Below are 20,034 nucleotides of genomic sequence, written 5' to 3'. Positions count from 1 at the left end.
TTGGAAATCCCGTACAATTTCCGTCCCATTTCTGTTCCCCACAATTTGTTTATAAGGTACCAAGTAACATGGACTCCATGCTGCTTTATATGATCGATTTATTCGGTACTGCTGTCTTTGCGGTTTCTGGTGTTTTGCTCGCAGGCCGATTAAAGATGGATCCTTTCGGTGTGATCGTGCTCGGTAGTGTGACAGCTATTGGTGGTGGCACTATTCGTGACATGGCGCTTGGCGCAACCCCGGTATTTTGGATCACTGACACTACCTATCTTTGGGTAATTTTCATTACCTGTTTGCTCACCATGATTCTGGTTCGTCGTCCTAAACGTCTACCTTGGTGGGTGCTTCCCGTATGTGACGCGATTGGTTTGGCTGTATTTGTTGGTATCGGTGTTGAAAAAGCCCTGGCCTACAATGCATCCGGCATGGTGGCTGTTATCATGGGCGTCATTACTGGCTGTGGTGGCGGTATTATTCGTGATGTGCTGGCTCGCGAGGTACCAATGGTTTTAAGAAGCGAAGTCTACGCGACCGCATGTATCATAGGCGGAATTTTCCATACAACGGCATTGAGTATGGGACACGACCATTCAGTCGCCCTACTCGCAGGTGTCATCTCAACCTTGATTATTCGTCTTGGTGCGATTCGCTGGCACTTATCACTGCCAACCTTTGCCATCAATCGATAATCTTCAGCTAATTAACTAAAAAGAGCCGTCCTAATCGACGGCTCTTTTTGTTTGCCCCACGCCTATCGCTTCTCGCACAAAGCTTGGTTATATTAAGGCTATTATTCCCAACATTCATGGATAGGCATGTTACTGGAAGGCATCGAAACACTCTTGGTATTAAGTAAAGAAAAGACCATGAGTCGTACTGGAAGTCAGCTTTACATCAGTCAATCAGCAGTCAGCAAACGGATTGCGAACCTAGAAAAAAAACTAGGGAAGAAGTTGATAGAGCCAAGTGGTCGCCATATAAAGCTCACTTCAGATGCTATAGCACTAATAAGCACTATCGAGCCTACATTTAATGAGTTGCGTGGTCAGATACATGACCAACAAGAGCTCGAAGATTCGTCATTGATAAAAATAGACTGTTCGGAAACGTTGGTAGCAGGTTACCTCAGTTTGATCATGGAAGAGCGCTTAGCCCAAGATCCATACCTAAGAATTTCAACCAACCATACGCCACGAATCGTAGAAAACGTAAAATCAGGCAAAGCCACTCTTGGATTCTGCGCGGGTTACTTACCTCCTCATCATGGTTTGATGAGTTATCATCTAGCAGATGAGCCTTTCTCTATCATAAGCAGACATGAGCTCACAAAGATGCCAAAAGCAATTCTGACCAATGACTTAAATAATCCAGCCAACACTTATCAGCAGGCCGTGCTCTCTAAACACAATATCCAGCCTTTAATGGAAATGGATTCGTACACGGCAGCAGCACAATTAGCGTTAGGTGGTATGGCACCAGCTCTAATTCCAAGGTCGATCATTAAAACACTGAATATAGCGGAGGAGTACTGTTACAACTTTGAGGAACTCGCCCCCTTAATTCGTCCAATACACATCTGCCTACGCCACAACGCCTATCGCAATGAACGAGTTAAAACAGTGATAGAAGCCATTGTTGATGTTGTTGCCAAAGAAGTTTCACCGCCATCAGCATTGACATAGTTATAACTAAAGGTCGAATCCACTTTTGTCCTTTGGTTACCACCACTTTGGCACCAAGTTGAGCACCAATAAAACCACCGACAGCCATAGTCAAACCGATTTCCCACACAGGTAAGCCCGCTAGAATAAAGAACAGGAGCGCCGCAATATTCGAAGTGAAGTTAAGAATCTTAGTTCGAGCCGTTGCATCAACTAACGAGAAGTGACCAAGCGCGACAAAGCAGAGCGCAAATATAGAGCCAGTCCCCGGCCCAAAAAAACCATCGTAAAAACCAACACCACCACCAACACACAGAGCGAACATAGCTTCAGAGAGCTTTGGTTCCCCCTCAGCCGCTTTCGAGGTTGAAGAAAGCAAAAAGTAGAGTGAAATCGCGATAAGTAATACTGGAATAAGGCTGGTTAGTATCCCGGCATCAATAAACTGCACAGCTTCTGCACCAATAGCAGACCCAATAAAGGTGCATAGAATCGCTAAGCGCATCTCTTTAAGGCTAACAATACCATTACGCACAAAATACCAACTGGCAGAAAAACTTCCGAATGAGCTTTGTAACTTGTTGGTCGCTAGCGCCTGAGTGGGGCTGAGCCCCGCCGCCAATAAAGCAGGCAGAGTCAATAGGCCACCACCACCAGCCATGGCATCGATAAATCCCGCTACCGATGCAACAAAAAACAATGCAACTAAAATCTCAAAAGTGATTTCCACTTATGCGTCCTTGTAAAAATGTGTAACGAAGAGAAGGCAACGATAGCACCACCACACCAACGCGCAAAAGGAAACTCAAGACACCAACCTATTCCCAATTTTCATCAATAAGAAAAGTCCAAGAAATGATACGTTAAATGTATCAATTACATTTCCAATCGAATTCACTCTCAAGAGCATTTCATTTTTTTGATGGCCAAGAAAAACACTGGCTTAATCTGATAAATTCAACCTTATCAAGAGTGAAAATAATGGATGTTTTAAGGACTCGCCCCTCAATAAAAGAGCAACAGCTACGCTCTCGCATAGAACAAACCGTAAATCTAAAACAGCTCTTCAAAGTCATAGATTCTAGGCCTGAAACTTCGGGGGCTGGGGTTATTTATATCGCAGGTGATTCAACAATAATCTCTCTTCGAAAGTTCAATTCCAGTTGTCGCGTCAACCCTATCAGTATTATTTTAAAAGAGCCGACATCTCCTATGTCCGCCGATAACTACGCCAAAGAACTTAAGTCTTCGAATAGAGAGTCTAAGTTAGCTTCTGAACTTATTGGAGCAGGCTTAAGCTGTGCTTCAGCAGCTTTAGGTTGGATGGTGGTTGTAGGTAGTGTTGGTGCGATTCCAATTTCGGGAGGCACGAGTGCTGCCGTTACTTATTTGGGATACAGTGCGGCGGCGGCCTCTACAGTCCAATGTATGGTGGGCATAGGCAGGAGTGGAGCTGAAGGTTTTGCTCCTGATAAGCTAGATGAACTGGACTCGCAAGCTTGGTATCAAAATACATCTAAAGCCCTCGATTACATATCTCTGGTAGGTGTTGGGGCATCAGGCACAGCCACAATAAAAGCCATAAGTAATCTACAGAAGAGCTCAGGAAAAAGCTTAAGTGAAGTTTTAAAGGGCTTAAATCGACACGAACGAGCAAGGCTCACTAAAGAAATTTCGAAACAAAACATCCCAAACTTATCTTCAAAAGCCTATAAACAACTAGTACGTTCAGGAAGCGTAAAACGAAGGTTCTCTTCACAAGAGATCAGCAATGCCATCCAACTTCAACTAAAAGATGCCATTGGTGCAACTATCAGTTTCGTGGGTAGTGCAACCTCCGGCAACGTCGGTGCTATTGCAGTGGGTGTGTACGAGGAGTTTTCCATTGAATAGTAGAGAAAAAGAAGTCTTCATTCTGTCCGCTAAAAGCATCGCCACAGCTTTAAGTGCAATAATGCTTTTAACAATGGGGGGAGGATTAAATATTTTCTTTCTGGATCAACTAATCGATATTTCAACCACTTACGGTCCATTCTACTTTTGGGTGGTAATGATGGGTATTGGTGCACTTTTGGTAACGATTCCATTTGGGATGATCATTATTCATGGTTTAAAGTTTCTAAATCCCATCAATATTTTCAATGCCACGATACAGATTTTCATTGCGATATGTTTTGGGGTTTCAGAAGCAAAAATGGGAGACCTATTCTGGGTGATAGCCCTTGCTCTCCCTATTCTTGCTCTTTATTTGATGAATACTCCTTCTTACAAATGCTTCATGACCTTTTACTATGAACTAGCTCAGAGTCGTAGAGAGCACCGAAGACTAATGAAAAATATCAACAAGTAGAACAAGTTGCTTAATTAAACAAAAAAGCCCGCTCAAATGAGCGGGCAATGAGGTTGTCATATAAGCCCTATTTTTCGGGCTTACTGATTTTTATCTATTACGCTTCTAGGCTAGCTTTCACTTTTGCGTGTAGCTCTTGAACCGAAGTTACCGTGCTCTTCGCGTCTGCAGTGTGTGCCATACAAGTTGCGAATGCAGCGTTTAGTGTTGTCGTGTAGTTCACTTTCTCTGCTAGTGCTCCGCGACGAAGAACTTTAGAATCTTCAATCGCTTGACGGCCAGCGGCAGTATTCACGATGTAGGTGTACTCGTTGTTCTTGATACGGTCAAGAATGTGAGGACGACCTTCGTGTACTTTGTTTACTAGACGTGGGTTAATACCCGCTTCGCCAAGAATGACAGCTGTACCGTGCGTTGCATCTAGCTGGTAACCAAGTTTTGTCAACTTAGACGCTAGGTCCACAACGCGCTCTTTGTCACCTGCACGAACAGACAGTAGTGCACGACCACCTTCTGGATAAATGTTGCCACAACCCAATTCTGCTTTCGCGTAAGCTTCTGCAAACGTAGCACCAACCCCCATAACCTCACCAGTCGAGCGCATTTCTGGGCCTAACAGTGGGTCAACACCAGGGAATTTGTTGAATGGCAGCACAACTTCTTTCACTGAGTAGTAAGGTGGAATGATTTCTTTCGTAAAGCCTTGAGACTCTAGCGATTGGCCCGCCATTACACGCGCTGCAATCTTAGCGATTGGCGCACCAGTTGCTTTAGATACGAACGGTACTGTACGCGCTGCACGAGGGTTCACCTCAATTAGGTATACTTGGTTGTTCTTAACCGCGAACTGCGTGTTCATCAGACCACGAACACCCAACTCGAACGCTAGCTTTTCAACTTGCTCACGCATTACGTCTTGGATTTCTTGGCTTAGCGTGTATGCAGGAAGAGAACATGCTGAGTCACCTGAGTGAACACCCGCCTGTTCGATGTGCTCCATGATACCGCCGATAACCACACGCTCACCGTCACAGATAGCATCGATATCCACTTCAACTGCGTCGTCTAGGAAGCTATCTAGTAGAACTGGAGATTCGTTTGATACGCTAACTGCTTCGTTGAAGTAGCGACGTAGATCTTGCTCGTCGTATACGATTTCCATCGCACGACCACCAAGTACGTAAGAAGGACGTACAACCAGTGGGTAACCGATTTCACGAGATTTCTCTACCGCTTGCTCCATCGTCGTTACCGTCGCGTTTTCTGGCTGTAGAAGACCTAGACGGTCAACAGCAACTTGGAAACGCTCACGGTCTTCTGCACGGTCGATTGCATCAGGGCTAGTACCGATGATTGGCACGCCAGCCGCTTCAAGTGCACGAGCCAGTTTAAGTGGTGTTTGACCACCGTACTGAACGATAACGCCTTTTGGCTTCTCAACACGAGCGATTGCTAGTACGTCTTCCAGTGTTACTGGTTCGAAGTACAGACGGTCAGATGTGTCGTAGTCCGTAGAAACAGTCTCAGGGTTACAGTTAACCATGATAGTTTCGTAGCCATCTTCACGCAGTGCTAGCGATGCGTGTACACAACAGTAGTCAAATTCGATACCTTGGCCGATACGGTTTGGACCGCCGCCTAGAATCATGATCTTGTCTTTATCTGTTGGGTTCGCTTCACACTCGTCATCGTAAGATGAGTACATGTAAGCCGTATCAGAAGAGAACTCAGCCGCACACGTATCAACGCGCTTGTACACTGGGTGGATGTCGTACTGGTCACGTAGACGACGGATTTCGCTTTCCGCTACACCTAGAATCTTAGATAGACGAGCATCAGCAAAACCTTTACGCTTCAGCTTGTTAAGTTCTTCTTTGTTTAGACCAGCGAAGCCTTTTGCTTTTAGCTCTTGCTCAAGCTTCACGATGTCTTCGATTTGAACTAGGAACCAACGGTCGATTTGCGTTAGGTTGAATACGCCATCTACTGACATACCTGCACGGAATGCATCCGCGATGTACCAAATACGCTCTGCACCTGCTTCTTTCAGCTCATGACGGATTTTCGTCAGTGCGTCTGGCGCATCTAGGTCAACCATCTCGTCAAAACCAGTAGCGCCTACTTCTAAGCCGCGAAGTGCTTTTTGTAGTGACTCTTGTTGGTTACGACCAATTGCCATTACCTCACCAACTGACTTCATTTGCGTCGTTAGACGGTCGTTAGCACCAGCAAATTTCTCGAAGTTAAAGCGAGGAATCTTTGTTACTACGTAGTCGATGGTTGGTTCGAATGATGCTGGCGTAGCGCCACCAGTAATGTCGTTCATTAGCTCGTCTAGCGTAAAGCCAACAGCAAGTTTCGCTGCAATCTTAGCGATTGGGAAACCTGTTGCTTTTGAAGCTAGAGCTGAAGAGCGAGATACACGTGGGTTCATCTCGATGATAACCATACGGCCATCTTTCGGGTTGATACCAAACTGTACGTTTGAACCACCAGTTTCAACGCCAATCTCACGCAGTACTGCTAGAGATGCGTTACGCATTAGCTGGTATTCTTTGTCTGTTAGTGTTTGCGCTGGTGCAACCGTGATTGAGTCACCCGTGTGGATGCCCATTGGGTCGAAGTTTTCAATCGCACATACGATGATACAGTTGTCCGCTTTGTCGCGAACCACTTCCATTTCGTACTCTTTCCAACCAATAAGAGACTCATCGATAAGAAGCTCGTTAGTTGGCGACAGGTCTAGACCGCGACGACAAATTTCCTCGAACTCTTCTTTGTTGTATGCGATACCGCCACCAGTACCACCCATAGTAAATGATGGACGGATGATACATGGGAAGCCAACCATATCGAGTACAGCGTAAGCTTCTTCCATCGTTTTTGCAGTATCTGCACGTGGACACTCAAGGCCGATAGACTTCATCGCTTTATCGAAACGAGAACGGTCTTCCGCTTTGTCGATTGCGTCAGCAGTCGCACCAATCATCTCAACGCCGAACTCTTCAAGAACACCGTGCTTCTCTAGGTCTAGTGCACAGTTCAATGCAGTCTGACCACCCATTGTTGGCAGTACTGCATCCGGCTTTTCTTTCGCGATGATGTTGCGAACCACTTCCCATTGGATTGGCTCGATGTAAGTTGCATCCGCCATGTCTGGGTCAGTCATGATGGTTGCAGGGTTAGAGTTTACTAGGATAACTCGGTAACCCTCTTCACGCAGTGCTTTACACGCTTGTGCGCCAGAGTAGTCAAACTCACATGCCTGACCGATAACAATCGGACCAGCACCAAGAATAAGAATACTTTGTATGTCAGTACGTTTTGGCATTATCTACTACTCCGAATTAAGCGCTGTGTTTTTTGATTAGTTCGATAAAGTGGTCAAATAGCGGTGCCGCGTCGTGTGGACCTGGGCTCGCTTCAGGGTGACCTTGGAAGCTAAATGCTGGCTTGTCTGTGCGGTGAATACCTTGTAGAGAGCCATCAAATAGCGATACGTGAGTAGCACGTAGATTTTCAGGTAGTGTTGCTTCGTCTGCTGCAAAACCGTGGTTCTGCGACGTAATCATCACAACATTACGCTCCAAATCTTTTACTGGGTGGTTTGCGCCGTGGTGACCAAACTTCATTTTCACTGTTTGTGCACCCGATGCTAGCGCAAGGATTTGGTGGCCTAGACAGATACCAAAGATTGGTAGGCCTTTTTCTAGGAATACTTTTGTCGCTTCAATCGCGTAAGTACATGGTTCTGGGTCACCAGGGCCGTTTGATAGGAAAACGCCATCTGGGTTTAGAGCCAGAACTTCTTCTGCTGAAGTTTCAGCAGGAACAACCGTTAGGCGGCAGCCTCGGTCAACCAACATGCGCAGGATGTTGCGTTTTGCGCCGAAGTCGTAGGCAACAACGTGATATGGCAATTCGCTGTCGTCTTTCGCTTCTGGAAGTCCACCCTCAAGCGTCCACGAACCTTGTTTCCATTGATACGCTTCTTTTGTTGTAACCTCTTTCGCAAGATCCATTCCTTTCAAACCAGGGAATTCTTTTGCTTTCGCTAGTGCCAAAGCTTCGTCTAGATTGTTACCAGCTACGATACAACCGTTTTGAGCACCTTTTTCACGCAGGATACGAGTTAGCTTACGCGTGTCGATGTCTGCAATGCCGACGATGTTTTGCGACTTGAGGTAATCAGAAAGGGATTGTTCATTACGGAAGTTAGAAGCGATAAGAGGGAGATCGCGAATCACAAGGCCTTGTGCGTGGATTGAAGAGGATTCTTCGTCTTCGGAATTGGTTCCGGTATTGCCAATGTGAGGATAAGTAAGAGTAACGATTTGTTGAGAATAGGAAGGATCAGTGAGAATTTCTTGGTACCCCGTCATCGAGGTATTAAAAACAACTTCACCAACGGAAATACCATCTGCTCCAATGGAAACACCGCGGAACACTGTCCCATCTTCTAGGACTAACAGTGCTAATTTACCCAAGACAACCTCCAGAATAAAAATGCATAAAAAATAAATTAAGCTGCAAATTTGCCTTCCTTTACCTTGATTATTTACATAAACAGGTATTTTTGACAAATTGGCGGTATTCTAAAGACGGACTTGGAAACTGTCAACACACATTAAAAAATAAATTATCACTTTCTAGCGAGTAAGGGCATTTCAACAGAAAAAGCCCTAAAAAAGTAAGTTTTACTTACCTACACATCAGCTGCCGTGACTTTTTTGTGAATTTTACAAATTTGAACTTATTACAGATCACAAAATTTTCTGAGATTTTTGCGCAAACGTTCATCCAGCAAAATCAACACTTACTTTTGGACGTCACACCAAGATAAGTAGTTAAACCACCTAAAATGCCAACTAAACTATCGATAACACGCGCATCTCACATACTCATTTCATTTACATAATTTTCTTCAAATACAAAAAAGCCGGCTTGCGCCGGCGAATAATTATGTACTTAAAGCTCATTCAGCCCGAGGACATCGGTCATGGTATAAAAGCCTGCTGGTTTAGAATGTAACCAAACAGCTGCCTTAACGGCACCATTAGCAAAGGTCATACGGTCGGTCGCTTTGTGTGTGATCTCAACACGCTCACCGATATCAGCAAACATCGCAGTATGCTCACCGACGATATCACCAGCACGAATAGTGGCAAAACCGATCTCATCTTTAGTGCGCTCACCAGTAATGCCTTCACGCGCGTACACCGCCACATCACTCAGTTTGTTGCCCATTGCACCAGCAATGGCTTCACCCATACCAATCGCTGTACCTGAAGGCGCATCCACTTTATGGCGGTGATGCGCTTCAACAATCTCAACATCACAGTAGTCACCCATGACTTTGGCTGCTTTCTCAAGAAGCTTGAAGACTAGGTTCACGCCAACAGAATAGTTTGGAGCCATGACAACAGGCACTTTCTTAGCGGCTTCATCAATCAGTTCACGCTCTTCTTCACTGAAGCCCGTTGTACCAATAATAATGCTCTTACCATGTTGCTTACATAGCTCTAGATTCGCTAGCGTGCTCACTGGAGCAGTAAAGTCGATAACAACATCAAAGTTCTCGACTTCTTTTGCTAAATCATCTGTCAGAAAGACATCAAACTTACCCTCACCACACAATTCACCCACATCAACGCCAACTAATGAAGACTCCGGACGTTCAGAGCCTGCTGCAACAGAGGCTTCCGGATTTAAGTGTGAGGCCTTTACTAGGTTGCGACCCATACGGCCAGCTGCTCCTGCGATTGCAATACGAACCATTGCGCTTTCTCTCCTTCTCTGGATAACGAGGCTTGTTCTCGTTCTCTTTCGTTTCGCGGTATCTTTTTAAACTAACAATATCCCGAGTTAACCACAAGATAGTTCGCGGTGAGTTAAGAAAACTCTTTTACTACTCGCTCAAGGATAGGTACATTCGCTTCAGGGAAGGTGTAATCAGGCAATGCTGTAATATCGACCCAACGGCCTTCTTGACCTTCACGACCATAAGGTTGGTTATTGAATTGAGTGACCGTCATGAAATCAAACTTCAGAGACTTATCTGGATAATCGTATTCCAAGTGTTCAAACAAGGCTTGCTCTGTCGCCGTAATACCAATCTCTTCCTCGAGTTCACGAATCATCGCTTGTTCAACACTTTCACCTTGCTCAACTTTGCCGCCAGGAAACTCCCAAAAGCCGCCTTTGTGTTTGTCATCTGGACGTTTGGTGATGAAGATTTGCGATTTGTCTTGGTTGAAGATGATCGCCGCAACAATGTGAATTCTTTTCATTAGATTCGTTCCTAGATCTATCAATACAAAAAGAGCCGCCTAAGCGACTCTTTATTTATGTTTTCAGACTATATTAGTCGATTTTACCGTGGCACTGTTTGTACTTTTTGCCGCTGCCACATGGACAAGGCTCATTACGTCCCACTTTACGCTCTTCGCGAACCATTGGTTGATGAGAACCTTCTTCAGACTCTTCACCTTCAGACAATGGGTTCTGTGCTGCCGCGTGTTGAGCTTGTGCACGACGAGCCGCTTCTTCAGCTTGCGCGCGACGCTGCTCTTCCATACGTTCAACTTCTTCTTGCTGTTGAACACGAACGCGAGATAGAACAGTAATCACGTCTGTTTTCAGCGCTTCTAGTAGACCTTCAAACAGTTCAAACGACTCACGCTTGTACTCTTGTTTCGGGTTCTTCTGCGCGTAACCACGCAGGTGAATACCTTGACGTAGATGATCCATCGCTGCTAGGTGTTCTTTCCATAGCGTATCTAGCGTTTGAAGCATAACTGACTTCTCGAAGTTACGTAGCACTTGTGCGCCAACCACTTCTTCTTTCGCTTTGTAAACTTCAACCGCTAGGTTAGTGATCTTCTCACGTAGCGCTTCTTCGTATAGCTTGTCGTCTTCTTCAAGCCATTGCTTGATTGGCGCATCTAGATCGAAGTCTGCTTTCAAGCGCTCTTGTAGACCTTCCACATCCCACATATCTTCTAGAGATTGTGGTGGAATGTATTCGTCGATGATCGCCGTAATAACATCTTCACGGTTTTGCTCGATCATGTCGCTAATGTCGTCAACGCTCATTAGCTCATCACGCAATTCGTAAACCACTTTACGTTGATCGTTCGCCACGTCATCGTATTCAAGAAGTTGTTTACGGATATCGAAGTTACGACCTTCCACTTTACGCTGTGCTTTTTCGATTGAACGAGACAGCATCTTAGATTCGATCGCTTCACCTTCTTCCATACCACTTTGGATAAGGCTAGCCATACGATCTGAAGTGAAGATACGCAGCAGTGAATCTTCCATCGATAGGTAGAAACGAGATGAACCCGCATCGCCTTGACGACCAGAACGACCACGTAGCTGGTTATCGATACGACGAGATTCGTGACGCTCAGTACCGATGATGTGTAGACCACCTGACTCTAGTACTTGATCGTGAACCTGTTTCCACTCAGCTTTGATAGCGTCGATCTGTTCTTTGGTTGGATCTTGTAGTGCTTCTACTTTCGCTTGCCAGCTACCACCCAACACGATATCGGTACCACGACCAGCCATGTTGGTCGCGATAGTTACCGCGCCAGGTTTACCAGCTTCTGCAACGATTTCAGCTTCTTTCTCGTGGAATTTCGCATTCAGTACGTTGTGCTTGATCTTAGCTTTCTTAAGCGCGTTAGATAGCAGCTCTGATTTCTCGATTGAAACCGTACCCACTAGAGATGGTTGACCTTTCTCTACACGCTCTTTGATGTCTTCGATGATGGCAGCAAATTTTTCTGCTTCAGTACGGTAAACAACATCTGGCATATCGTCACGAATCATAGGTTTGTTAGTTGGGATAACAACCGTTTCTAGACCGTAAATCGATTGGAATTCGAATGCTTCTGTATCCGCTGTACCTGTCATGCCTGACAGTTTTTCGTATAGACGGAAGTAGTTCTGGAAAGTAATCGAAGCCAGCGTTTGGTTTTCGTTTTGAATCTTAACGCCTTCTTTCGCTTCAACCGCTTGGTGAAGACCTTCAGACCAACGACGACCCGGCATTGTACGACCAGTGTGTTCATCAACGATAACCACTTCGCCGTCTTCGTTAACGATATAATCTACGTTACGTTCGAACAATACGTGTGCACGAAGTGCTGCATTTACGTGGTGCAGCAGGCTGATGTTAGTTGGAGAGTAAAGCGTGTCCCCCTCTTCCATCAGGCCATTTTTCACCATCAGCTCTTCAACGAACTCTTGGCCCGTTTCAGTTAAGTGAACCTGTTTGGATTTCTCATCTACTGTGTAGTGACCATCACCGCGGTATTCTTCAGAATCTTCTTTATCTTGTTTTTGCAGATTTGGAATCAATAGATTAATACGAGTGTATAGCTCAGAGCTATCTTCTGCTGGACCAGAGATAATCAGAGGAGTACGAGCTTCATCGATAAGGATTGAGTCCACCTCATCGACTACAGCAAAGAAACGTGCGCGTTGAACACGGTCTTCGTTGCGGAAAGCCATATTGTCACGTAGGTAGTCAAAACCAAACTCGTTGTTTGTGCCGTAAAGGATGTCGGCTTGATAAGCTTCTTTCTTCGCTTGAGGTGGCATGTTTGGCACGTTCACGCCAACAGTCATACCTAGGAATTCAAATAATGGACGGTTAGTCTCAGCATCACGTGTTGCTAGGTAGTCGTTCACTGTGACTACGTGTACACCTTTACCTGGAAGTGCGTTTAGGTAAGCAGGAAGGGTTGCAGTTAAAGTTTTACCTTCACCAGTGCGCATTTCCGCAATTTGACCACCGTTCAGTACCATACCACCGATAAGCTGAACATCGAAGTGACGCATACCGTACACACGCTTAGATGCTTCACGAACCGTAGCAAATGCTTCTGGAAGCAGCTTATCAAGCGTTTCACCTTGTTCTAGGCGTTCACGAAACTCAACTGTTTTCGCTTTTAGTTCTTCATCTGATAGTGCTTCGAACGTCGGTTCGTAGTTATTTATTTCTTTTACAATTTTTCTAAGGCGGCGCAGTGTTCGGTCGTTGCGACTGCCAATTACTTTTGTCAGTAGCTTAGTTATCATTTTATGTAAATCTCTCGTTTATCAGACCGTTCCCGATCTACTTGAATGCCTTCAGTCTCTACCAGTTTGGAACTAAGAATACTGAGATAAATCATTTATCAAAGATATTGAGTTCAAACGTCCAATTTTCAAGGCTTAAATTTGAAACAATGTGGCATAGTGTAAGGATTTTTCTTCAATCCAACCATAAATAGCCCAATTTGTTTGAAGCACTCGGAAGTTTTTATCCAAACTGATGATGGATTAGCCAATATTCTCATGCAAAATCCTCAAAGCTTTGTGTCTCAAGCAATCAGAAATATCCATCAGAGATATGCAACTATAGATTAAAGGCCATAATGTAAACTATACCTGAGCAGAAAGCTGCTCTAGAATAGCTTTATCTCAACAAAATTAGTTTTTACCTATGCGCGACCACCGTCCTACCTCTACTGAAGATCTCATCGCTGAATCCCGGCTTAGTCAGCTTCAAGAACACGCAGGCGAGATCTTACTACTGAACAGAGCGTTACAAGAGATCTTACCGAAAGGAACGGCTGATCATTGCCGTGTGGCAAACGTGCGAGGCGGCCATTTATTGATCGATGTATCTAGTGCCGCGATCAAAATGAAGATCGATTATGATCGTTTGATGATCTTAAACAAACTAAGAAGCCAAGGACATGCAAAACTGATGAGCGTAGAAGTAAGGATTAATCCATCTCTCTACCGTAATCACTACGAGCAAGAACAAAAACCAAAGCGGCCACCGTTGACAGAAGCGGCAGCAAACTCGCTATTAATCATTGCTGACATGGCTCCGCCAAAAATCCAAGAACGCTTAAAACGTCTTGCTGATATGGCAGAAAAGAAAAGCAAAGAATCCTAATATGCAAATAGTAAAAAGCCAGGCATTGCCTGGCTTTTTTAATTTATTGCGTCTGAGTGTTGGGTATTACGCTAGAACCATATTTGGTTCTGCAAAAGCAACCGGAGAACCCGCTTCTTCTTCGAATGTTGTCCATTCCCATGCTTCTTGATCAGCAAGGACCGCACGCAGAAGTTGGTTGTTCAGGCCATGACCTGACTTGTACGCTCGGAATTCACCGATAATTGCGTGACCACACATGTAAAGATCACCAATTGCGTCCAATACTTTGTGAGTAACAAACTCATTTTCAAAGCGAAGGCCTTCTTCATTAAGAATGCGGTAATCATCCAGTACGATTGCGTTGTCAAAGCTACCACCAAGAACTAGGTTCTGGGATTGTAGGTATTCGATATCTCGCATGAAACCGAACGTGCGTGCGCGAGAAATCTCACGAACAAAACCTTGAGATGAGAAATCAAACAAAAGACGTTGCTCGTCTGATTCGATCGCTGGGTGATTAAAGTCGATTTCGAAATCCATACGGAAGCCGTTAAATGGAACAAACTCGGCCCATTTATCACCATCTTCAAAACGAACTGGCTTCTTAATACGGATAAAACGCTTAGGTGCATTTTGTGGTTCAACACCCGCTTGTTGAAGCAGGTAAACAAAAGGACTTGCGCTACCATCCATAATTGGGATTTCAGGAGCATCAACTTCAACAATAATGTTATCGATACCCATACCAGCAAGTGCCGCATTCAAATGCTCAACAGTTGAAATACGTACGCCTTCATCATTCACCAATGCTGTACAAAGCATTGTATCACGAACCGATTCTGGATCTGCTGGGAAATCTACAGGAGGATTTACGTCTGTACGACGGTAAATAATGCCTGTATTTGCAGCTGCCGGGCGCAGAGTAAGCGTAACTTTACGACCAGAGTGGAGACCCACACCAGTTGTTTTCACTATTTCTTTCAGAGTACGTTGTCTGATCATCTGCTTGCCTCTTAAAAAGTGCTACAAAACACGGCCGATTGTAACGTCGACCGTGAATGCTACCATAATTTTGAGCTGTGTCAAATTTACGGGTTAATAATTAATCAGCCTGACGACGCAAAAATGCCGGAATATCTAAATAACCGCTTTCCTTCTCTTGCTTAGGAGCAGCGCTTTGGCCACCAGCTGCAGGAGAAGAAGAAACTGTGTTTGTCGGCTGAGGAGTTACTTGTGGCTTCTCTTGTACAGGATTTGTCTGCAAAGTTTGTGCCGGTTTCTCTTCAGCTTGTGGCGCTGCGCTTTGAGCTTGTGGTTGAGCAGCTTGTGGCGCTGGAGCCACTTTCGCTTTACCACCAGCAACTAGCGTGATATCTGGCTTTTTCTCATTGCCAATACCAGTAGCAACAACAGTTACTCGGATTTCATCTGTCATATCTGGATCTAGTGAAGTACCAATAACCACAGTTGCGTTATCAGAAGCAAAAGCTTTCACTGTGTTACCCACTGTCTCAAACTCGTCAAGACGCATATCCAGACCTGCAGTGATGTTCACAAGAACGCCACGTGCACCTGCTAGATCGATATCTTCTAGAAGTGGGCTAGAAATTGCCATTTCAGCAGCTTCTTCTGCACGATCTTCACCTTTCGCGATACCGCTACCCATCATTGCATGTCCCATCTCAGACATCACTGTGCGTACATCCGCAAAGTCGACGTTGATCATACCAGGGCGAGTGATTAGCTCAGCGATACCTTGAACCGCGTTCTTAAGAACATCGTTAGCACTTGCGAAAGCTTCTAGTAGCGTTACACCACGACCAAGTACTTTAAGTAGCTTTTCGTTTGGAATCGTGATCAAAGAGTCAACGTGCTTAGATAGCTCATCGATACCTTGCTCCGCAAATGCCAAACGCTTTTTGCCTTCAAAACTGAACGGTTTTGTTACTACCGCAACAGTAAGAATGCCAAGCTCTTTAGCTACTTCAGCAATAACAGGTGCTGCACCAGTACCTGTACCGCCACCCATACCAGCTGCGATAAATACCATATCGGCACCAGTGATGGACTCTTTAATTCTTTCTCTATCTTCGAGAGCTGCGTCACGGCCAACTTGTGGATTCGCACCAGCACCCAGACCTTTAGTGATGTCACCACCAATCTGGATCACATTGCCAACGCTTGTCTTACGAAGTGCTTGCGCATCAGTATTAACGCTGATGAATTCCACACCTTCGATGGATTCACGCACCATGTGTTCAACAGCGTTACCACCGCCGCCACCAACCCCAACGACCTTGATTACTGCATCGTCAGACATTTCCATCATCGGTTCAAACATGTGTTGTCTCCGTTTATCCTGCAACTCAGGTTAAAACTCTTTTTGTATCCAATTACGCAATTTACCGAAGAAGCCAGTAACAGATGAACGTTTCGGTTCATTATACTCGCCATCATCACTGGACTGCATGTCTCTTGCGTAATGAAGTAATCCAACTGCCGTAGAATGATACGGCTCTTTTACATAGTCAGTTAAACCACTAACTTCAAGTGGCTTGCCAACCCTAACTTGATTGCGGAATACGCGTTCCGCACACTCTACCACTCCGTCAATTTGCGCAGCACCACCAGTTAAAACCACACCTGCGGCTAAATGATGTTTGATGCCCTCTTCGCGCAGTTTTGCTTGTACAGAGTCGATAGTTTGGTTAACCAGTCCCATAAGCTCAGAGTAACGAGGTTCAATCACTTCTGACAACGTCTGACGTTGCAGACTACGAGAAGGTCGACCTCCTACACTTGGGACATTAACCGTGTCATCCTTACTGACCAGTTCACTTAGGGCACAGCCATATTTAACTTTTATCTCTTCAGCATCGCTTACAGGCGTACCAAAAGCAAAAGCAATATCGCTTGTTACAGCATTTCCTGCGTAAGAAAACACTTCAGTGTGACGTAGCGCACCACCAGTCCAGATAGATACATCCATCGTGCCAGCACCAATATCAACCACACAAACCCCGAGCTCTCTTTCATCCTCGGTGATTACTGCGTTACTTGCAGCAAGCCCAGAAAATACAAGTTGCTCTACTTTAAGGCCGCAGCGCTCTACTGCCTTAATAATATTGCGTGCCATATCATTATGACATGAGATCAAATGGACACTTACTTCCATTCTTACTCCAGATAAACCAAGCGGGTTTTTAATGCCTTCTTGGTAGTCGATGGTGAACTCCTGTGGAATCACATGAAGGATTCGTTGTTCATCACCGATTTTAATCGATTTTGCAGTATGGATAGCGCGATCCATATCTTCTTGGGATACTTCCTCATCGGAAATAGTTCCCATGCCTTTCTCAATACGGCTCGCAATATGCTTACCCGATAATGAGATAAACACTCGGCTAATTTGGCATTCAGCCATTAGTTCGGCTTGATCAATGGCTCTTTGGACGGATTTAACTACCGACTCCAAATCGTTCACGCCACCTTTATCCATGCCACGTGACGGGCTGCTACCTGCACCAATAATATTTATTTGGCCATCAGGTAAAATTTCACCCACTAGAGCTGACACGGTTGCAGTGCCTATATCAAGACCAACAATAATGTTGTCATCAGCGGCCTTAGTCATCTGTACTCTCTTGTTCTAACTCTTGTTCAGGAAACCAACCGACTGCGGCTCCTGTATCGTACCTTAAGTCGATATAACTGATTCTTTGGGTGTCACTGCCAAGCTGATGATACAACTCAAAAAAACGCTGTATACGCTCGTCAAGAGACTCTTTACCTAATTCTAAACGTATGCCGTTATCGAGGATAATTTGCCAAGCACGACGTTCATTCAATACGAGTGAAGAAATCGCAAGACCAAGTTTTGCAAATTGAGGCTGTAATGTTCGGTAGGTCTCTAAGACTTCCGGCCCACTTGCTGCTGGTCCATATAATTTTACTTTTTCTTCCTTCAGCAGACCTACATCACCATCAAAAACGATCCCACTATTATCTAGTAGTTCGTTGCCATTCCAAATGGCTTCGGGATGATACTCCGTTAAGAATACTTTTACTTTATCTGGCCATTGCTTACGAATTGCGGCATGAGCAACCCAAGGCAAAGCTTCGACACTCTGCTGTAATACATCAATGTCCTGAGACATAAATGTACCGATATGATCGATTCGCCCGAACGCACTTTGCACGTCCTCAGCCGTGACATACTCCAAGTTACCTTGCAGTATTATTTTGGAAAGAGGTAACCTTTGGTCATCCCACATCCAACTGATCGCCGAATACAACACAGAACTAATCAAAGTCACGACGAAAACGAAAAACAGAGCACCTATTAGTTTTTCTTGACGACCACGGAGTAATTCCTTTTGTGGTGGTTCTTCATTCAGTGCCATATTTAACAATGGTATTGTTTCCTGACTGTTGTCCCGTGTTTTACCTTATCTATTACAAGGTGGTAAAAACTCTGACTTTAACCTTGGGATTATACTTAGCTCTTGTAAACTATCAAACATTGATAGTGACAAATCACAACTATCCTGACGCAAAATCGAGATCTGCGTCTTTTTCCACACTATGTGTAAACGAAAGCACTTATCCCTGCTGCATCTTTTCAATGTTTAACTCTAATGTTGCAAGTTGTTTAGCTACTTTACCTACATCTCCCGCACCTTGAGTTAAAACTAAGTCACCTTCTTGAATGACATTAGCAAGCACTGATGGTAGTTGGCTAGTTTCTGGGACAAAAATGGGATCAACCTTGCCACGGCTGCGAATCGTACGGCATAAAGCACGGCCATCCGCCCCTGCAATTGGCTTTTCGCCCGCAGCGTACACATCCAACATGATTAACACATCAACTTGTTCAAGTACGTTTGCAAAGTCATCGTACAAATCACGCGTACGGCTATAGCGGTGCGGCTGGAAAATCATCACCAGACGCTTGTCTTGCCAACCGCTGCGTGCCGCGTTAATTGTTACATCCACTTCTGTTGGATGATGGCCGTAATCATCAACAAGCATTGCATGACCGTTACCAGTATCAAATTCACCTAAGTGATCAAAACGACGGCCTGTACCTTGAGTGCCAGCCATTGCTTTTAGAATCGCTTCATCACTGATGTCATCTTCTGTCGCAACCGCAATCGCCGCTGATGCGTTGAGTGCGTTATGACGTCCTGGAATGTTCAGCGTGATATCAAGGTTTGCACGGCCTTCACGTACTACGGTGAATTTGCCTTGCTGGCCTTCTTGGTGGTAATTCTCGATACGCACATCAGCATCTTCAGAGAAACCGTAAGTGATCACTTGGCGGCTGATACGAGGAATCAATTCACGAATCACAGGATCATCGATACACACAATCGCTTGACCGTAAAACGGTAGGTTGTGAAGGAAATCAATGAAGGTCTGCTTCAAGGTTTCAAAGTCACCACCGTACGTATCCATATGGTCAGCTTCGATGTTCGTCACGATGCTCACCATAGGTTGTAGATGCAGGAATGAAGCGTCACTTTCGTCCGCTTCTGCAATCAAAATTCGGCTAGAGCCTAGGCGCGCATTCGTACCCGCGCTCTTAACCAGACCACCGTTCACAAACGTTGGATCCAGGCCTGCTTCAGAATAGATTTGAGTGACCAAAGCTGTGGTCGTCGTTTTGCCATGTGTACCTGCGACAGCAATACCATGACGGAATCGCATTAACTCCGCCAGCATTTCTGCGCGACGTACGATAGGGATACGCAACTCACGCGCTGCGATCACTTCTGGGTTTTCTTCATTGATCGCGGTGGATACAACAACAACACTGGCTTTTTCTACATTGCTAGCTTGATGGCCGATAAATACCGTCGCACCTTTTGATACTAGACGCTCGGTCACTGGGTTTTCTGATAGATCAGAACCTGTGATTTGGTAGCCTTCGTTCAACAGCACTTCAGCAATGCCGCTCATGCCCGCACCACCAATACCGATGAAGTGGATGGATTTCACGCGGCGCATCTCTGGCACCATTGCGCGAATCTGAGCTAAGTCTTGTGTATGTTGGATTGTCATCAATTCTATTCTCAATA

The 20,034-nt window shown here is 45.1% G+C and carries 16 protein-coding genes; 5 read left to right on the top strand and 11 right to left on the bottom strand.

Annotation, left to right across the window (positions count from 1 at the left end; translation table 11 throughout):
• Nucleotides 1-68 precede the first annotated feature (68 nt).
• Both KIV41_RS01900 and KIV41_RS01895 read left to right on the top strand, forming a co-directional pair.
• The gene (locus tag KIV41_RS01900) at nt 69-689 is read left to right on the top strand and encodes a TRIC cation channel family protein (RefSeq protein WP_285335575.1); all 621 of its coding nucleotides are present in this window, start codon (nt 69-71) and stop codon (nt 687-689) included.
• Between the two features lie 126 nt (nt 690-815).
• Nucleotides 816-1,682 (top strand): LysR family transcriptional regulator, encoded by an 867-nt coding sequence (locus KIV41_RS01895; RefSeq protein WP_088881327.1) that lies wholly within the window; start codon nt 816-818, stop codon nt 1,680-1,682.
• On the opposite strand, the gene KIV41_RS01890 is transcribed toward KIV41_RS01895, so the two are convergent.
• The gene (locus tag KIV41_RS01890) at nt 1,612-2,391 is read right to left on the bottom strand and encodes a TSUP family transporter (protein ID WP_285335574.1); all 780 of its coding nucleotides are present in this window, start codon (nt 2,389-2,391) and stop codon (nt 1,612-1,614) included. The two genes, KIV41_RS01895 and KIV41_RS01890, sit on opposite strands and share 71 nt — an antisense overlap.
• 251 nt (nt 2,392-2,642) lie before the next feature.
• Here KIV41_RS01890 and KIV41_RS01885 point away from each other — a divergent pair, with 251 nt between their 5' ends.
• Both KIV41_RS01885 and KIV41_RS01880 read left to right on the top strand, forming a co-directional pair.
• Complete coding sequence (locus KIV41_RS01885; protein WP_285335595.1) at nt 2,643-3,554, top strand: hypothetical protein; 912 nt, start codon at nt 2,643-2,645, stop codon at nt 3,552-3,554.
• Entirely contained in the window at nt 3,547-4,011 is a 465-nt protein-coding gene (locus KIV41_RS01880) for a hypothetical protein (protein WP_071234953.1), read from the top strand. The genes KIV41_RS01885 and KIV41_RS01880 overlap by 8 nt, the downstream gene beginning before the upstream one ends.
• Before the next feature lie 97 nt (nt 4,012-4,108).
• Here KIV41_RS01880 and carB read toward each other — a convergent pair whose 3' ends face one another.
• From carB to secA, 5 genes are all read right to left on the bottom strand, one after another.
• On the bottom strand, nt 4,109-7,342 hold the full coding sequence (carB, locus tag KIV41_RS01875) for a carbamoyl-phosphate synthase large subunit (RefSeq protein WP_138954112.1): 3,234 nt from the start codon (nt 7,340-7,342) through the stop codon (nt 4,109-4,111).
• Between the two features lie 16 nt (nt 7,343-7,358).
• On the bottom strand, nt 7,359-8,498 hold the full coding sequence (carA, locus tag KIV41_RS01870; RefSeq protein ID WP_010445883.1) for a glutamine-hydrolyzing carbamoyl-phosphate synthase small subunit: 1,140 nt from the start codon (nt 8,496-8,498) through the stop codon (nt 7,359-7,361).
• Between the two features lie 481 nt (nt 8,499-8,979).
• Nucleotides 8,980-9,789, bottom strand: coding sequence for a 4-hydroxy-tetrahydrodipicolinate reductase (dapB, locus tag KIV41_RS01865; RefSeq protein WP_285335573.1), 810 nt, complete (start codon nt 9,787-9,789; stop codon nt 8,980-8,982).
• Nucleotides 9,790-9,902: 113 nt separating this feature from the next.
• On the bottom strand, nt 9,903-10,301 hold the full coding sequence (gene mutT, locus KIV41_RS01860; RefSeq protein WP_010445879.1) for an 8-oxo-dGTP diphosphatase MutT: 399 nt from the start codon (nt 10,299-10,301) through the stop codon (nt 9,903-9,905).
• Nucleotides 10,302-10,374: 73 nt separating this feature from the next.
• Entirely contained in the window at nt 10,375-13,104 is a 2,730-nt protein-coding gene (gene secA, locus KIV41_RS01855; protein WP_010445878.1) for a preprotein translocase subunit SecA, read from the bottom strand.
• A gap of 406 nt (nt 13,105-13,510) precedes the next feature.
• On the opposite strand from secA, the gene KIV41_RS01850 reads away from it, so the two are divergent.
• Nucleotides 13,511-13,972, top strand: coding sequence for a DUF721 domain-containing protein (locus KIV41_RS01850; protein ID WP_010445876.1), 462 nt, complete (start codon nt 13,511-13,513; stop codon nt 13,970-13,972).
• A 66-nt stretch (nt 13,973-14,038) separates the two neighbouring features.
• Here the strand turns inward: KIV41_RS01850 and lpxC are convergent, their stop codons facing one another.
• The 5 genes from lpxC to murC all read right to left on the bottom strand — a co-directional run bounded on the left by lpxC (nt 14,039) and on the right by murC (nt 20,017).
• Nucleotides 14,039-14,956 (bottom strand): UDP-3-O-acyl-N-acetylglucosamine deacetylase, encoded by a 918-nt coding sequence (gene lpxC / locus KIV41_RS01845; protein WP_038884189.1) that lies wholly within the window; start codon nt 14,954-14,956, stop codon nt 14,039-14,041.
• A gap of 100 nt (nt 14,957-15,056) precedes the next feature.
• On the bottom strand, nt 15,057-16,295 hold the full coding sequence (gene ftsZ, locus KIV41_RS01840) for a cell division protein FtsZ (protein WP_088881330.1): 1,239 nt from the start codon (nt 16,293-16,295) through the stop codon (nt 15,057-15,059).
• A gap of 30 nt (nt 16,296-16,325) precedes the next feature.
• Complete coding sequence (gene ftsA / locus KIV41_RS01835; protein ID WP_010445869.1) at nt 16,326-17,588, bottom strand: cell division protein FtsA; 1,263 nt, start codon at nt 17,586-17,588, stop codon at nt 16,326-16,328.
• On the bottom strand, nt 17,581-18,366 hold the full coding sequence (locus KIV41_RS01830) for a cell division protein FtsQ/DivIB (RefSeq protein WP_029560917.1): 786 nt from the start codon (nt 18,364-18,366) through the stop codon (nt 17,581-17,583). The genes ftsA and KIV41_RS01830 overlap by 8 nt, the downstream gene beginning before the upstream one ends.
• A 190-nt stretch (nt 18,367-18,556) precedes the next feature.
• Nucleotides 18,557-20,017: a UDP-N-acetylmuramate--L-alanine ligase gene (murC, locus tag KIV41_RS01825; protein WP_038884188.1), complete on the bottom strand. Its 1,461-nt coding sequence runs from the start codon at nt 20,015-20,017 to the stop codon at nt 18,557-18,559.
• Nucleotides 20,018-20,034 lie beyond the last annotated feature (17 nt).

Source organism: Vibrio sp. D401a, from assembly GCF_030248515.1.
In the GTDB taxonomy this organism is placed as follows: Bacteria; Pseudomonadota; Gammaproteobacteria; order Enterobacterales; family Vibrionaceae; genus Vibrio; species Vibrio rotiferianus.
The sequence above is the reverse complement of the archived record's forward strand: the minus strand, read 5'-3'. Positions and strand labels throughout refer to the sequence as shown.

Coding starts and splice junctions, on each gene's coding strand:
- KIV41_RS01900 (WP_285335575.1), top strand. CDS start 69: ATGGACTCCATGCTGCTTTATATGATCGATTTATTCGGTACTGCTGTC.
- KIV41_RS01895 (WP_088881327.1), top strand. CDS start 816: ATGTTACTGGAAGGCATCGAAACACTCTTGGTATTAAGTAAAGAAAAG.
- KIV41_RS01885 (WP_285335595.1), top strand. CDS start 2,643: ATGGATGTTTTAAGGACTCGCCCCTCAATAAAAGAGCAACAGCTACGC.
- carB (WP_138954112.1), bottom strand. CDS start 7,342: ATGCCAAAACGTACTGACATACAAAGTATTCTTATTCTTGGTGCTGGT.
- dapB (WP_285335573.1), bottom strand. CDS start 9,789: ATGGTTCGTATTGCAATCGCAGGAGCAGCTGGCCGTATGGGTCGCAAC.
- mutT (WP_010445879.1), bottom strand. CDS start 10,301: ATGAAAAGAATTCACATTGTTGCGGCGATCATCTTCAACCAAGACAAA.
- secA (WP_010445878.1), bottom strand. CDS start 13,104: ATGATAACTAAGCTACTGACAAAAGTAATTGGCAGTCGCAACGACCGA.
- KIV41_RS01850 (WP_010445876.1), top strand. CDS start 13,511: ATGCGCGACCACCGTCCTACCTCTACTGAAGATCTCATCGCTGAATCC.
- lpxC (WP_038884189.1), bottom strand. CDS start 14,956: ATGATCAGACAACGTACTCTGAAAGAAATAGTGAAAACAACTGGTGTG.
- ftsZ (WP_088881330.1), bottom strand. CDS start 16,295: ATGTTTGAACCGATGATGGAAATGTCTGACGATGCAGTAATCAAGGTC.
- ftsA (WP_010445869.1), bottom strand. CDS start 17,588: ATGACTAAGGCCGCTGATGACAACATTATTGTTGGTCTTGATATAGGC.
- murC (WP_038884188.1), bottom strand. CDS start 20,017: ATGACAATCCAACATACACAAGACTTAGCTCAGATTCGCGCAATGGTG.